Origin of the sequence: Alishewanella longhuensis, assembly GCF_014653435.1 — a bacterium.
GTDB classification, from domain to species: Bacteria; Pseudomonadota; Gammaproteobacteria; order Enterobacterales; family Alteromonadaceae; genus Alishewanella; species Alishewanella longhuensis.
Genome location: NZ_BNAO01000002.1, coordinates 187,619 through 202,911, shown reverse-complemented (window position 1 = coordinate 202,911; position 15,293 = coordinate 187,619). Strand labels below are relative to the sequence as shown.

At 47.8% G+C, this 15,293-nt stretch carries 15 protein-coding genes; 7 read left to right on the top strand and 8 right to left on the bottom strand.

The window, feature by feature from the left end:
• The first annotated feature begins 204 nt into the window (after positions 1–204).
• The 3 genes from IE163_RS04935 to IE163_RS04925 are packed head-to-tail and all read left to right on the top strand — an operon-like array spanning position 205 to position 3,417.
• Entirely contained in the window at positions 205–1,359 is a 1,155-nt protein-coding gene (locus tag IE163_RS04935) for a porin (RefSeq protein ID WP_189430826.1), read from the top strand.
• A gap of 9 nt (positions 1,360–1,368) precedes the next feature.
• Positions 1,369–1,764: a type 2 periplasmic-binding domain-containing protein gene (locus tag IE163_RS04930; protein WP_189430824.1), complete on the top strand. Its 396-nt coding sequence runs from the start codon at positions 1,369–1,371 to the stop codon at positions 1,762–1,764.
• A 42-nt stretch (positions 1,765–1,806) separates the two neighbouring features.
• Positions 1,807–3,417 carry a methyl-accepting chemotaxis protein gene (locus IE163_RS04925; RefSeq protein ID WP_189430822.1) on the top strand — a complete coding sequence of 537 codons (1,611 nt, stop codon included), beginning with the start codon at positions 1,807–1,809 and terminating at the stop codon, positions 3,415–3,417.
• A 95-nt stretch (positions 3,418–3,512) separates the two neighbouring features.
• On the opposite strand, the gene hisIE is transcribed toward IE163_RS04925, so the two are convergent.
• The 8 genes from hisIE to hisG all read right to left on the bottom strand — a co-directional run bounded on the left by hisIE (position 3,513) and on the right by hisG (position 11,042).
• Entirely contained in the window at positions 3,513–4,130 is a 618-nt protein-coding gene (hisIE, locus tag IE163_RS04920; RefSeq protein WP_189430821.1) for a bifunctional phosphoribosyl-AMP cyclohydrolase/phosphoribosyl-ATP diphosphatase HisIE, read from the bottom strand.
• Between the two features lie 369 nt (positions 4,131–4,499).
• Positions 4,500–5,273 (bottom strand): imidazole glycerol phosphate synthase subunit HisF, encoded by a 774-nt coding sequence (gene hisF / locus IE163_RS04915; RefSeq protein ID WP_189430819.1) that lies wholly within the window; start codon positions 5,271–5,273, stop codon positions 4,500–4,502.
• A complete protein-coding gene (gene hisA / locus IE163_RS04910) occupies positions 5,255–5,992 on the bottom strand; it encodes a 1-(5-phosphoribosyl)-5-[(5-phosphoribosylamino)methylideneamino]imidazole-4-carboxamide isomerase (RefSeq protein WP_189430816.1) in 738 nt (245 codons plus the stop codon). Before hisA ends, hisF begins: the two co-directional genes overlap by 19 nt.
• Complete coding sequence (gene hisH / locus IE163_RS04905) at positions 5,989–6,585, bottom strand: imidazole glycerol phosphate synthase subunit HisH (RefSeq protein ID WP_189430814.1); 597 nt, start codon at positions 6,583–6,585, stop codon at positions 5,989–5,991. Before hisH ends, hisA begins: the two co-directional genes overlap by 4 nt.
• Entirely contained in the window at positions 6,585–7,655 is a 1,071-nt protein-coding gene (hisB, locus tag IE163_RS04900; protein ID WP_189430812.1) for a bifunctional histidinol-phosphatase/imidazoleglycerol-phosphate dehydratase HisB, read from the bottom strand. Before hisB ends, hisH begins: the two co-directional genes overlap by 1 nt.
• Positions 7,652–8,758: a histidinol-phosphate transaminase gene (gene hisC, locus IE163_RS04895; protein ID WP_189430811.1), complete on the bottom strand. Its 1,107-nt coding sequence runs from the start codon at positions 8,756–8,758 to the stop codon at positions 7,652–7,654. The genes hisB and hisC overlap by 4 nt, the downstream gene beginning before the upstream one ends.
• A 67-nt stretch (positions 8,759–8,825) precedes the next feature.
• A complete protein-coding gene (gene hisD, locus IE163_RS04890) occupies positions 8,826–10,130 on the bottom strand; it encodes a histidinol dehydrogenase (RefSeq protein ID WP_189430810.1) in 1,305 nt (434 codons plus the stop codon).
• A gap of 3 nt (positions 10,131–10,133) precedes the next feature.
• Positions 10,134–11,042: an ATP phosphoribosyltransferase gene (gene hisG, locus IE163_RS04885; protein WP_189430808.1), complete on the bottom strand. Its 909-nt coding sequence runs from the start codon at positions 11,040–11,042 to the stop codon at positions 10,134–10,136.
• 456 nt (positions 11,043–11,498) lie between these two features.
• Here hisG and IE163_RS04880 point away from each other — a divergent pair, with 456 nt between their 5' ends.
• The 4 genes from IE163_RS04880 (at position 11,499) to IE163_RS04865 (ending at position 15,153) form a co-directional block, all read left to right on the top strand.
• Positions 11,499–11,747, top strand: a complete 249-nt coding sequence (locus tag IE163_RS04880; protein ID WP_189430806.1) for a hypothetical protein — start codon at positions 11,499–11,501, stop codon at positions 11,745–11,747.
• Between the two features lie 331 nt (positions 11,748–12,078).
• Entirely contained in the window at positions 12,079–14,007 is a 1,929-nt protein-coding gene (yoaA, locus tag IE163_RS04875) for a DNA repair helicase YoaA (RefSeq protein WP_189430804.1), read from the top strand.
• Entirely contained in the window at positions 14,004–14,702 is a 699-nt protein-coding gene (tsaB, locus tag IE163_RS04870; RefSeq protein ID WP_189430802.1) for a tRNA (adenosine(37)-N6)-threonylcarbamoyltransferase complex dimerization subunit type 1 TsaB, read from the top strand. Before yoaA ends, tsaB begins: the two co-directional genes overlap by 4 nt.
• A gap of 142 nt (positions 14,703–14,844) precedes the next feature.
• Positions 14,845–15,153 carry a hypothetical protein gene (locus IE163_RS04865; RefSeq protein WP_189430800.1) on the top strand — a complete coding sequence of 103 codons (309 nt, stop codon included), beginning with the start codon at positions 14,845–14,847 and terminating at the stop codon, positions 15,151–15,153.
• The last annotated feature ends 140 nt before the right edge of the window (positions 15,154–15,293 follow it).

Genomic DNA, 15,293 nt, shown 5'->3' with positions numbered 1-15,293 from the left:
TAGTCGTTGGCCGCAGGGTTTGTTGTCAATAGGTTGCAATCTTCTGTTACAAAATATCTAACACGGCTACCGGTTGTGAAGGGCCTATAAATAAATGGAGTTTCAAGGCCTTAGGAGTATCTTGTTTATCATGTTATGCTAAAATAGACTTAATTTTGTACGCTTATAACAGCAGCAGCTTTTGCTGTATTCAAAGAGGTTAATATGAAAAAAAGGGTTCTGACATTAGCTTTGTTGAGTTGTTTTGTTGCCGGTTCCGCCACAGCTAACGTGGCCATAAATGGCTTTGCTTCAATCAAAGGTGGCATGACCACCGGTAGCGATGAACAATTATATGGTTACGATGATGATTTTAATTTAAAAAATGAAAGCCTTTTTGCTTTGCAATTAAAAGCCGACTTAGGTGATAAATTGTCCGTCACCGGCCAGCTTATGGGCCGGGGCAGTAAAGACTTTGATGTTGGCTTTGAATGGGCTTTTATTACCTATGAGCTGGCAGACAATATGCATATCAATGCCGGCCGTTTGCGGACACCATTCTATAAATATTCTGACTTTAAAGATGTTGGTTATGCTTATGATTGGTTGCGCGTGCCACAAGGCGTTTATGGTTTTGGTTTTGATAATATCGAAGGTCTTTCGTTTTATCGTACCGCTGAATTGGGATCTGTGGAATCGACATTACAGCTCGTGGCTGGTGCATACGATGGTAAAGCGACAATCAGTGGTTTAGAAGTCGATGCCGAGATCAAAAATATTGTTGGGATCACCTGGGAACTGACACAGGGTAATTTAAGTGGCCGTTTGGCATACTTAACCGGTAAAGCAACGGTTGATGCCGCCGCAGCCTCTTTAGCTGAAAACTTTACCATTGGTAATCTCTTTGCCACATTGAGTAGCCTGGGGCTGAGCGATTTAGTGTCCAGCATCGATATCCAGCAAGAGAAAGGCACCTTCATCGGGTTTGGTTTAACCTATGATAATGGTGATTGGATAGCGGTAAGTGAAATTACCAAAGTAAAAGTTGCTAATAGCTTTATTGCTGATCAAAATAATTATTATGTTTCTGTTGGTAAGAGATTTAATAGCATTACACCTTATATTTCTTACGAAGTAGAAGATAACGAGAGTCGTGATGAACTTTTTCAGCCTTATCAGGCCAGTTTACCTATGCAATTATTAGCACCAGTGCAAGGTTTAGTGCGCTCACAAGAGCGCAGTGCTAAAACCTGGAATTTGGGCGCCCGCTATGACTTTCACCCATCAGCAGCATTTAAAGTGCAATATTCGTCTGAGAAAAACGACACTAGTGGCGTTCGCGCTGGCTTAATTGCTGTTGGCGTTGATTTAGTATTTTAAGGGGTTGTTATGTACAGAAAAATGCTATTAAGCACACTGCTGGTTTGTTCGTTTTCAGCCTTATCCAATATTGTTGTTATCGTGAATCCGGCAAACGAAAGTAGCATCAGTGCTGAGGAGATCGTGCGAATTTACACTGGGCGTTCCAATGCCTTTAATGCTGTTAATCTCGCCGAATCTGCGCCGTTGCGAGCACAGTTTGACGAAAAAGGAGTAGGACGTAGCTCTGCTCAGCTAAAAGCACATTGGTCAAAATTAGTGTTTACCGGTAAAGGCACTCCTCCTGCGGAGCTTGCCAGTGAAGAGGCCGTATTGGATTTTGTGGCAAATAATCCGCAAGCCATAGGCTATGTTGGCGCTGATAAAGTGACTTCAGCAGTAAAAGTGGTACACACTATCAACTAAACCAAAAACCGGCGCCTTGTGCGCCGGGCTTGAGGGCGGCCGATGAAAAGTTTTTCTATTATTGCAAAAATCTGGTTGGTTATAGCGTTAGCTGTGGTGGCATTTTCGGCTGTAGTTACCGTCAGTTTGTTGTTTACGCTAAAAAATAATGATGCCACGCAAAAAATGCAGGATTTTATGTATGAGACTGCAAAGTTATCTTCGCAGGTGCGTACGGGGTTTGTGTCGTTGGATGAGTTTTTTACTCAAGCCGTAACCCTTTCCGATCCCGATCTTTTAGCAACGGCACAACAACACCAATTAAGGATTGCTGAAACGCTCGCCAGATTAACCACGCTTAATCCAGAATGGGCACCAACATTACAAAAGATGTCGCAAGATACCAACCGGTATGCTGAGTTGTCCTCAGGTATTGCCCAACGTTTTATTGATGGCGATGTGGATTTCGAGGTTATTCAACAGCAAGTCGCGACTAAAACCAGCTTATACGAAGCTTTATCAGCAGACTTTGTTAAGTTTGAACAACAGGCCGACCAGCGTTTTGCTAACACTATTTCAGATGTGTCAGACAACTCTGAAAGAGCCCTAACGGTTATTTTGCTGTTAGGTGGCGTGTTATTAGTGCTAACTGCTGGTTTGGGGCATTTTATCGCGAATAGAATTAGCCAATCAGCCAAAACACTGGGCTTGTCTTTAGCTGAGCTGGCCAGTGGTAAAGGCAATTTAGCCAGTCGTTTGCCAGTGAGCAGCGACGATGAGCTGGGTGTAGTAGCGCGAGAATTTAATACGTTTATTCAGATGTTACAAGGCTCTTTTAATGAGCTCGCTCGGGCAATCGATCCTCTCACGCAAAGCGCCAACCATTTGTCATCGGGTATGAAAAACTTAGAGGAGATGACAGCTGAGCAAAGCCATGACTCTGAGACAGTTAGTCAAAGTATGGCGGAAATGCAGTTATCGGTAAAAGACATTAGCCAATCAGCAAATGACGCTGCGCAATCGGCAGAGAAAGCTAGCCATTTGGCTAAACAGGGTTTTGATAAGACCAGTAACGCCGTGAGTTTTTCGAAAGGTTTAGCAGCGGAAATCTCACAAGCGCAATCGGTCATCACTGAACTGGCAGAAAAAACTAAAAATGTGACACAAATTTTAAGTAGCATTAATGCCATTGCCGATCAAACCAACTTATTGGCACTAAACGCAGCTATTGAAGCGGCCAGAGCAGGCGAGCATGGTCGTGGTTTTTCAGTGGTGGCTGATGAAGTGCGCAACCTGTCAACAAAAACTGCACAGTCAGTAGTGCAAGTGCAACAGGTTGTCGGTGAACTGACACAAAACGTCAGTAAAGCAGTTAGTATTATGCAACAAGCCGTGGATAATGCAGCACACTCCGCATCTCTGGCGACTGATGCTGGGACCTCTATTGAGCAAATTAGTACTGAAGTGCAGCATATAAGCTTGCTTAATGCGCAAATTGCCGCGGCTACTGAAGAGCAAACTATGGTTGCAGAGCAGATAGTACATAATACCGATAAGATGCTGACTTCCTTCAGCAGCTCTAAATCGGTGCAGCAAGATGTGGGTGGCATTGCTGCAGAGCTGCAAACTTTGGCAAGCTCACTGCAGAAAATCAGTAGTAAATTTGAGACCTAGTTTAAGTTTTACAAAAAGCCGCCTTGTCAGTTCAGGCGGCTTTTTATTATTACTGAAGTATCATTTACTATTGTCGGGCTTAAATAACGTTAGCCTTACCTGCTATGGCGTTGTTGCAGAACTTTGATGACATCGTTAAGTTCCAGCTTTTGGCTGCGTAACAATACCAACAAATGGAAGATAAGATCAGCCGCTTCATTAGCCAGCTCTTCTTGGTCACCGGCCATCGCCGCCAGTGCCGATTCAACGCCTTCTTCGCCGACTTTCTGGGCAATCCGTTTTACCCCTTTAGCAAACAGGCTGGCAGTATAGCTACTTTTGGGATCTGCACCTTCCCGGCTTTGAATCACTTGTTCTAAGTCATATAAAAAGCTGAGCTGTGGGCTATTGGCACTATTATCGTGCCAGCAGGTTTCAGTGCCGATATGGCAGGTTGGACCTTGCGGTAAGGCTAACACCAACAAGCTGTCGGCATCGCAATCACTGTCAATGCTGACTAACTTTAAGGTATGGCCAGAGCTTTCGCCTTTAGTCCATAAGCGTTGCTTACTGCGGCTAAAGAAGGTGACGTTGCCGCTATCCAGCGTATGGGCTAGCGCTGCTGGATTCATATAACCTTGCATCAGCACTTTGCCAGAGATGGCATGTTGTACTATGGCTGGTAGCAGTTGGCTGTCGGGCCAGCTTAGCTGGCTGATTTGTTGTTGATTCATGTTTAATTCTCGAAATTGAGTGTGGGCTCCACACCGACACTAGACGCAAAGACGCCGTAAATACATCCATGTAGGGTTATAAACTTCATCATGAAGTTTACCCTTCGGGCCAGCGCGAGCACTGTTTAAATTCGTTCCTGACGAATTTATCTGTCCGGCATCCATGCCGTACACGCTTTGCTTAGTAGTGTCGATGTTGCGCCAATGACATCTAATTTAGCTGCCGCAGTGAGCAAGCGCGGATGTACTTTTTTCTGAGGGTCCTTGAAGGCATGGATGCCTGAATGGAGCCTCCAGGGAGGGATTCACGGCGTACCTCAGAAAAAAATGTACGTAGCGCTGGCGTGTTCGAAGTACCTAACGGCGACGCTAGGGCCGAATACTAATGCCATCGGCAATTAACTTCGCTTTTAGCTCGCTAATCTGAATAATGCCTTTATGAAACACACTAGCCGCCAGAGCGCCATCGACATCGGCTTGCTGAAACACCTCAGTAAAGTGTTGCATCGTGCCGGCACCGCCACTGGCAATTAATGGCACCTTACACAGATCGCGAATGGTTTTGAGCTGGGCAATATCGTAACCTTGGCGCACGCCATCCTGATTCATACAGTTAAGCACAATTTCACCGGCACCTAAACGTTGTACCTCGCTTACCCAATCCCGCGTTAGCCACTGGGTTTTTTGGGTGCGCGTTTCATCGCCAGTAAACTGGTATACCTGATACTGGCCTGAAGCGACATCAAAAAAGCTGTCGATACCAATCACCACACATTGCTGGCCAAAGGTCGCATTTAAATCAGCAATTAATTGTGGATTACTCAGCGCAGGACTATTAATCGATACCTTATCGGCACCCATTTCTAAAATCTTGCCGGCATCGGCGACCGATTTAATCCCGCCAGCGACACAAAAGGGGATATCGATTACTTCAGCAATACGCCGTACCCAGCTTTTATCGACCACCCGGCCATCGCTGGAGGCAGTAATATCATAAAACACCAGCTCGTCAGCACCGGCCTCGGCATAACGCTGAGCCAAAGGTACGATATCACCAATAATTTCATGGTTACGAAATTGCACGCCTTTCACTACTTTGCCATCGCGTACATCTAAACAGGGAATTAACCGTTTTGCCAGCATGCTATGGCCTCCTCAAGCGAAAATTTACCTTCTAATAGCGAGCGCCCTAAAATCACACCTGCTACGCCAGAGCCAATTAGAGCCTGAATATCACTCAGTGCGCCAATGCCGCCCGAGGCTTGCCAAGCCAGTTGCGGGTACTTGCTGCACAGTTCGCGGTATAGCGCCACATTGGAGCCACTTAGGGTGCCATCTTTACTGATATCGGTGCACAATACATGCTTAGCACCGGCAGCGATATAGCCATCGAGTACTTGTTCCAGCGTTACGCCTGATTCTTCAATCCAGCCATGGCTGGGTAAGGTTTTTTCGCCTTGGGCATTGATGGCGACATCCAGTGCCAGCACAATACGATCGCCGCCATAGTGTTTGATCCAACTCTGTACCAGCTCAGGTTCACGAATGGCTAAGCTGCCAATAACGACCCGGCTGGCGCCGGCGGCCAGTAAATCTTTCACATCTTGCTCGCTACGCACGCCGCCGCCCACTTGAATTTGTAAGGGCGAGTCCGTCATCAGTTCGGTGAGTAATGTAAGTTGCCGCTTACTGGCATCTTTAGCGCCTGATAAATCGACCACATGCAAAATGGGCGAACCCGCTGCGGCATAACGATCGCGCAAACTAATAGGGCTAAACTGATACTCAGTGGTTTTATCATAAGCACCCTGATACAGGCGGACGACCTTGCCGTCAATTAAATCTATCGCTGGGATAATCACAGCTGCCACTCCAAAAAGTTTTGTAATAAACGCGCACCCACCTTGCCTGAACGTTCCGGGTGAAATTGCGCGCCCGCCACATTATCTTTGCCAATTACGGCAGCAAAGTCAGAACCATAGTGACACTGCGCTAAGCTGTATTGGCTGGGCACAACCGCAAAGCTATGCACAAAGTACAAGTAATCCTGCTCGGTAAAGCCTTGCATAATAGGGTGGCTGCTTATGCTATGCAGCGTATTCCAGCCCATATGGGGTAAGCGTAAACCTGCGGCATTCAGTGGCGCCACCTCGCCTGGGATTAAGCCTAAACAGGCGACATCGCCTTCCATACTATGGGCGGTAAGCATTTGCATGCCCAAGCAAATACCTAACACTGGCTGGGTTAAGCTTTGTAAGGTAGCAATCAGCTCGCGCTCGGCCAAGTTCGCCATAGCGGCTTTGGCGCTACCGACACCAGGCACTATTACTCGGCTAGCCGCTTTAATTACGTCGGCTTCGCGGCTAATCACCGGTTCAGTACCGAGGCGCTTTACTGCAAAATACACCGAGCTGATATTGGCACAGCCGGTATCGACAATAACCAGTTCCGCCATTACAACACTCCTTTGGAGCTGGGCAGAGCTTCGCCTGAGACGGTAATGGCCTGGCGCAGGGCACGGCCAAAGGCTTTAAACAGGCCCTCTACTTTGTGATGTTTATTACCTTCGGTAATACTTAAATGCAGCGACATCAGCATGGCATCGCTTAACGAGCGGAAAAAGTGCGGCACCATCTCCAGCGTTAAACCACCAACTGCACCCTCGCCGAGTTCACCATTAAAAACAAACAGCGGTCTGCCAGATAAATCCATTACACATTCGGCGCGACATTCATCCATCGGCAGCACAAAGCCAAAACGGTTAATGCCGCGCTTATTGCCTAGCGCTTGTTTTAGGGCCTGACCCAGTGCTAAGGCGGTATCTTCGACACTGTGGTGATCGTCGATATGGTAATCGCCGGTCACTTTTACTTGCAGCGAAAAGCCGCCGTGGGTGGCAATTTGCTCCAGCATATGATCAAAAAAGCCGACGCCAGTACCAAAGAAATTATTACCGCTGTTATCTAAATCAACGCTAATTTCAATATCGGTTTCACGGGTGGTACGACGCACTGTAGCTTTACGACCGCGGCTTAACAGGCGTTTGGTGATCTCGGCCCAGCCTAGCTGCTCGCGATTGTATTGAAATGACGGCAGACCCATATTTTCAGCTAATTGCACATCGGTTAAGCGGTCGCCAATCACGTAGGAATTAGTAAAATCAATTTTGCCTTGTTGCAGGTAGTCTTTGACTAAGCCTAGTTTGGGCTTGCGGCAGCTGCAGTTATCACTGTCAAAGTGCGGGCAAATCAGTACATCATCAAAAACGATGCCTTGCGAGGTGAGCAGCTGCATCATTTTGTTATGCGGCGCATCAAAGGTGTCACGCGGAAAGCTGCTGGTCCCCAGGCCGTCCTGGTTGGTCACCATCACCAAGCGATAACCTGCGGCCTGCAGCTTTAATAGCGCTGGGACTAGGCCCGGTTCATAGGCTAGCTTTTCCAAGCTATCCAGCTGTTTGTCGATTGGTGGTTCTTCCACCATGGTGCCGTCGCGGTCGATAAATAAAATAGGTTGGCCACTCATGCGCTTGCTCTCTTATTCATTGAAAAATAGGTTAACATGGCTTGCTGTAAACGCTGCATCTCATCCGGATTGCCAATGGACACCCGCACTACTTCGGTTAAGCCTAATTGACTGGATTGATTGCGAATTAAAATACCTTCGCCGATTAATGCCTGCACACAGTCGGCGGCATTACTCACTTGTAACAGCACATAGTTGGCATTACTGGGCCAAATTTTTACAATGCCCGGCAGCTGTGAGACAAAGGTGCTAAAGTCGTTACGCAATTGATTAATGATCGCCACGCTTTGCTGCATTTGGGCGATGCCCTTAGCCGAAAGTGCCTGAGCAGCAATTTGTGCTACCGGCTCGGCAATGGGGTAGGGCGCAATCATCTTTTTCAGCGCATTGATAATATCGGCTGAGGCCAAGGTAAAACCACAGCGTAACCCTGCCAGGCCAAAGGCTTTAGATAAGGTGCGTAGCACTACCAAGTGCGGATAGCGGCTTAACAGCGGCACTACGGAGGCTGTGGGCGCAAATTCAATATAGGCTTCATCCACCACCACCAACGCTTTGTCCGTAAAGTGCTCTAATACCGCAATAATATCTTCGCGCGGAATAAGATCGCCGGTTGGGTTATTTGGGCTACAAATAAATACCAGTTTTGGCTTGGTAGCGAAGATACCCGGTAAATCCAAGCGCTCGCTATCTTTTAACAATACCTTCGTTACCGCAGTTTGATTGCTTTCGGCACTAATGGCATACATGCCATAGGTGGGCGGGCAAATAGTAATGCTATCTTGTTTGGGCTCGCAAAAGCTACGGATCAGCAGCTCGATACCTTCATCGGCACCGCGGCTTACCAACACCTGTTCTGGTGTCAAACCGGCATAAGCGGCATAAGCGTCAATCACCGCTTTTGGCTGACATGACGGATAGCGGTTAAAGCAATCATCCAACTGATAAGCTGGGGCTAAAGCATTTTCATTGGCATTTAGCCATACCGCGCCACCACTCATACTGCTGCGAGCAGAGGCATAAGGCACTATGTCTTGCACCAGTTGCCGAGCCAGCGTATTTACGCTGTTACTGGTGCTGTTGGCGTTATTGGCAGTTGTCATTACAAACCTCAACCTTGTTTATTCGTTTTCTTAATATTGGCCTGACTAATAACCTTAGTCGCTTGCCTTAGTCATTTGCCGTGTTCTGGCCGGCTTTTTCTAGCGCAGCTAAACGCAGTCGTACCGCATTGGCGTGCGCTTCTAAGCTTTCCGCTTCGGCGAGCGTGACAATGGCTGGGCCAATATTGCGCATACCTTGTGCTGATAACTGCTGCACGGTAAAGCGGCGGTAAAAATCCGTTAGCGATAAACTGGACACGGTGCGGCTATAGCCATAGGTTGGCAACACATGGTTAGTGCCGCTGGCATAATCGCCGGCAGATTCTGGCGTCCAGGCACCGACAAAAATACTGGCTGCACTATCAAATTGCTCGGTAAGCGCACTGGCATCGCGCGTTTGCACGATTAAATGCTCGGGCGCATAGGCATTGGTTACTGCCACCGCTGTAGCAAGATCTGCGGTTAAAATTGCTCGGCTATGTGCTAAGGCCTGAGCGGCAATCTCTTTACGCGGTAAGGCCGCTAATTGTGCAGCGAGTTGAATTTCGACATTATCCAACAAGGTGCTGCTATCGCTGACTAACGCTTGCGATAATAAATCAGCAGCAACAAAGGCTGGGTTAGCTTCGGCATCGGCTAACACCAGCACTTCAGAGGGGCCTGCTGGCATATCAATTTGCGCACCCTTGGCATCTTGGCTGACTTGCTGTTTGGCTTCCGTCACATAGCGATTGCCTGGACCAAAAATTTTATCGACTTTGGCAATACTTGCTGTGCCGTACGCCAGAGCAGCAATCGCTTGAGCCCCACCAATGGTATAAATCTCGCTAATACCACAGAGGTTAGCGGCATAAATAATTTCAGGCGCAATATCAATTGCGGCTGGCTTGCCGGGTGGCGTGACTAACACTGTGCGCGGACAACCGGCTAACTGGGCGGGTACGCCTAACATTAATACCGTAGAAGGCAAGGGTGCACTGCCGCCGGGGATATATAATCCTACGCTACCGATCGGGCGGCTTTTTAGCTGGCAAATCACCCCAGCGCTGGTTTCTACTTCAATATCGCGCGGTAATTGCGCCGCGTGAAACTTACGAATATTGTCATAGGCCAGTTCTATCGCTGCTTTGCGCTCAGGTTGTAGTAAACCAAGTAAGCGCTGTTGCTCAGCCTCGCTTAAGCGCAGCGGATTGTCGGACAGCCCATCAAATTGCTGGCTAAACTGCTGTAGTGCGGCATCGCCTTCTGCTCTGACTTTGGCGATAATCGCTTTGACGTTAGCCGCTAAATCAGCCGAATCGGCTAAGGCCGGTCTGGCCAGCGCAGTTAGCTGGCCAGCGCTATCAAGTTGACTCCAGTTAAAGCGTTGCATGCCTTACTCCATCATCTTTTCAATGGGTAACACTAAAATAGAGCTGGCGCCCAGTTGTTTTAATTGCTCCATAGTTTCCCAAAACAGCGTTTCACTGCTAACTACATGGATAGCGACCATAGCGTCATTTCCTACTAAGGGTAACAACGTCGGGTTTTCGGCACCTGGCAGCAGCGCAATCACGTCGGCGAGTTTGGCGCGTGGTGCGTGTAGCATAATGTATTTGCTTTCATTCGCTTGCATTACACCCTGAATGCGCGGCATCAGCTTATTAATCAGTTTTAAGTGCTGCACATCGCTTAAGCCTTTGCGCTGAATGAGTACGGCTTTGCTGCGGTAAATCACTTCGGCTTCTTTTAAACCATTGGCTTCTAAAGTGGCACCAGTTGAAACCAGATCGCATATGGCATCGGCCAGACCCGCGCGCGGCGCCACTTCCACCGAGCCTGTTAACATCACCACGCGAGCATTGACGCCTTGCTGCTTTAAATAACGCGTTAATAAGCGTGGGTAGGTGGTGGCGATAGTTTTGCCTTCCAAGCTGCTGGTGCCCTGATATTCTTCTTCCTGCGGTACCGCAATAGACAAACGACAGCCACCAAAATCCAGTCTTGCTAAGATCTCATACTCTGCTGATTCATTGTCAATTTGCCGCTGCAGTGACACTTCTTCTAGTACATTCTCGCCAATAATGCCCAGATCGCAGACCCCGTCCATCACTAAGCCGGGAATATCGTCATCACGCACTCGTAGGATATCAATCGGCATATTTTCAACATGGGCAATCAGCCGCTGCTCGCGCAGGTTAATTTTCAGGCCGCAACTAGTCAGCAAGGCTTGAGACTCGGTGGATAAGCGCCCTGACTTTTGCATACCGATACGTAATCTTTTACTTTCAATCGCTGGACTCATTGGTTACTCCCGAAAAACTAATCATTTAAAAAACAAAAACCCCGTGGCCTTGGCCTGCGGGGTTGGTTGTAACAAAGTCCACCGGAGGCCAAGACAATAGCCCTCCGCCTAAGCCGGAAGGCTAGGTGATATGATGGTGGTGCTGTGTTACTGTTGGTCGATTCATATTATTTAACTCGTAATCTGATGTTATACAAGTTACCTCTGAGCAGTACAAAGTGCAATCATTTTTTGTTAGTTTCAAAAACACCTTTTTTAATAATGTTGATATATATCAATTTGTTATTTTTATCTCGTGATTTATGAATCTTTTGTATTCTTAGTTGTCCATTAAATATAGGTATTGCTTTGTCTAATTATTGCTCATGTTGTATAGTCATTTGTGGGCGGTACTTAAGTTGTGTGGATAGCAGCCGATAACCTATAACAGTAAGCTTAATTAAACAGGAGTGTATAATGGATGTCTTTATGCCATTTATTCAGCGCACCCCGGGCACGCCAGTAGAGCAGGACCCGAGACTAGTGCTGCCTGTTTTTAAAGAAGCACGTTTAGAACCGCTAAATAAGTACGAGCAGAAGTTTTTAATTTTGCGCCGCTACGGTAAACGTAAAGGCGAGAACGAAGAGTACCCGCCAGCCCCTTATACTACCCCTGAAGAAGATCAGCATGTTGATAAAGACGGTCACCTGGATATTTTTGTTTAGCTACTCTGCTGCGTTGCCTTCCTTGCTGGGTGCATCATTCTTGTCAGAAAATTCGTAAAAAGTGTTGTCAGCCACTGGGTACTTTTTGTCAGCAATAGTCTATCAGTAGTTGTCCTGGCCAAGCCTGCCATTAATCACCATCTTGTTGCTAGCGCCTGGCTTTGGTTACAAGCTGTGCGAATGTGAAAATATTGTCTGAATTTAGCAATAAACAAGGCATAATAAGCTTTTTATTTGCTGGTATTGGATTAATTAAGCTGGCGCAGGTTTTTGTTGCCAGATGGAGTTTAAGTGAGCTATTTCAATTTTTCGGTGGGCAGCGGGTCGCGTTATGGCGATTAAGTCTGCCAGTGCTTTTGCTGAACAGGGTACGCTAGCGCAGCAGATCCCAGGTTTTAAACCGCGGGCCGCCCAGCTACAAATGGCCATTGCCGTTGAAAAAGCCATTCAAAAGGATGGCGCCTTAGTAGTAGAAGCTGGCACCGGTACCGGTAAAACCTATGCCTACTTGGTACCAGCCTTGCTGTCGGGTAAAAAGGTGGTGTTATCAACCGGGACCAAAAACCTGCAAGAGCAATTGTATTTCCGTGACTTACCGACGGTATTGCAGGCGCTGGCGCTGCCCATTAAAACGGCCTTGTTAAAAGGCCGTTCTAACTATCTGTGTTTGTTCCGGTTGGAGCAACATTATCAGCATGTGCCGGTGGCGGATCCACAGCTTATTTCTGATCTGAGCTTAATCAAGAAATGGTCATCCGAGACCCAAAGCGGCGATATTGGCGAGCTAACCTATATTGCAGAAGACTCCAAGGCATTGCCTTATGTAACTAGCACCACTGACAACTGCCTGGGCAAAGATTGCCCGGTGTATGAAGACTGCCATTTATTAAAAGCGCGCAAAGAAGCGCAAGCTGCCGATTTAGTGGTGGTGAATCACCATTTGTTTTTTGCCGATCTGGCGTTAAAAGACACCGGTTTTGGCGAGTTATTGCCTGATATGGAAGTGGTGATTTTTGATGAGGCACACCAGATCCCTGATATCGCCAGCGAGTATTTTGGTGAGCACTTCTCCAGCCGTATTTTGCAGGATCTCTGTAAAGACATTGAGTTAGTGGGTAAAAGCGAGCTAAGAGATGTGATCCAGCTTAGCAAAGCGGCCGACAAGGTTGCCAGCTTAACCCGCGATTGGCGCCTGCAATTTGCTGCTGATCCAGCCCGGGGTAATTGGCGGCAAGCATATCAACAACCCGCCATGCAAACCGCCATCACTCGCATTAATGATGCGCTGGATATGCTGTATCAGATTGTTAAAAGTAGCTTAGGGCGCAGCCAAACGCTGGATAATTGCTATGAGCGTTTAGCGCAGCTAAAAGCACAACTGCAAAAACTACTGCAAGTTGAGCAAACCGGGGTGAGCCTGTGGTTTGAAACCACCAAGTTGCATGTGGGTTTACACTTAACGCCACTCAGTATTGCCGATAAATTTAATAAATTGGTGTTCGCGGAACAACGCAGCTGGATTTTTACCTCTGCGACCTTATCAGTCGATGAAGGTTTTGGGCATTATCAGGCGCAGATGGGCTTAACAGCGGCTGATACCTTATTGCTGGAAAGCCCTTTTGATTACGCCAGTCAGGCTCTGCTCTGTGTACCGCGCTTTATGCCCGAGCCACACGAGCCAGCCATGGCGCATGCGCTGCTCACCATGGCCATAGAACTGATTACCGCCAATAATGGTCGTTGCTTCTTTTTATTCACCAGCCACCGCATGTTGCAGATGATGGCCGCGGCACTACCCGAGCAAATCCGCCAGCCTGTGTTGGTGCAGGGTAGCACCGGGAAGCGTTTATTGTTGGAGCAATTTGTGCAACTGGAAAATGCCGTTTTGCTGGGCACTGGCAGTTTTTGGGAAGGGGTCGATGTGCGTGGTGATACCTTAAGTTGCGTCATTATCGACAAGCTACCCTTTGCCTCACCGGACGATCCTTTGTTACAGGCGCGCAGTGAAGATTGTGCTATGCGTGGCAAGGATCCGTTTGCCGAAGTACAGCTGCCACAAGCGGTAATTACCTTAAAACAAGGAGTAGGGCGGCTTATTCGTGATGTTACTGATCGCGGCGTGTTAGTAATATGCGATAATAGACTGGTAACCCGGCCTTATGGTGCCACTTTTTTAAAGAGCTTGCCGCCAATGCGTCGTACCCGCGATCTGGCAGAAGCCAGCGAGTTCTTAAGACAGCTGCAACAAGGAAATACATGATCTTTTTAGCTTTAGATACCTCCACCGAAGCCTGTTCCGTAGCGCTGAGCTATCATGGCCAACTGCTGGCATTAGACGAAGTTTGCCCGCAGCAACATAGCAAACGTATTTTGCCTATGGTGCAGCAATTACTGTCTGATGCCGGGATTAGCCTAAATCAGTTAAATGGTATTGTGTTTGGCCGTGGACCAGGCAGTTTTACCGGAGTACGTATCGGCGTATCGGTCGCCCAAGGTTTGGCCTTTGGTGTAGATGTGCCGCTGTACGGTGTATCGACCTTGGCTGCCATGGCGCAAGCTGCGGCTAAGCTAAGGGATTCGAAGCAAGTGATTGCCGCTATTGATGCGCGAATGGCTGAAGTTTATCTGGCCGCCTATGCATTGAATGAACAAGGCTTAATGCAGGCGATTAGCAGCGAAGTAGCGGCCAAGCCCGACAACTTGCCGGCAGCCATTACAGCGCTTTCCTTCAATACAGAGGTGCTGGGGGTTGGTACTGGCTGGCAAACCTATGCTAATGAGCTACACGCCGTAATGCCTGCTAATATTGCCACAGATATTTTGTACCCCAGCGCTCAGTTTATGCTGCCTTTTGCCAACAGCGCCTGGCAAAACGGCCACTTTGTAGCGGCTGAACAGGCTGAGCCGGTGTACGTACGCGACGAAGTCACCTGGCAAAAACTCCCCGGCCGTTAAAACTTATCCACACAACTCCGGTACCGGTCGGTCCTCTGAGCTCAGGCCGGTACCGGAGTTGTGTGGATAATTTTAAAAGCGCTGGTAAATAGATAGAAAAGTTGCCTATAATTACGGCACTAATAACCGAGCAGTTACGCGAATGAGCATAAACGCCAGTAATAATATTAACCCCAGCAGTTTGCTTAATCCGGCAACGAATCGGCCGCAGCCCACGCGCGCCCTTACGCCAGATCGTGAAACTGTGGTTAATGAAGCTGCTGGCATTCGTCTTGATCGTGATGTTATTGAGCGTTTAGACAATGAGCGAGAAGCTCAGAGTAACCGTCAGTCTTTTCGTGATAACAGCGAACAAAGAAACGAGCGAGCTATTGCTGCATACCAAAGCTTGCAAAATGACCAACGTCGTAGCGAAGTGCAAGCAATGTTGGGGGTCGATCTCTACGCTTAATTTTGATAGCTGCAGTGTTAGTTTCTCTCCCTCCTTTTCCTATTCTCGTTGTTAGTGACATTTTTAAAGTCACACTGTTTATGTTCAGTTAGACGGCCAGTTTACGTAGTTACGCCACCCATTTTACCTTTACGCTGAAC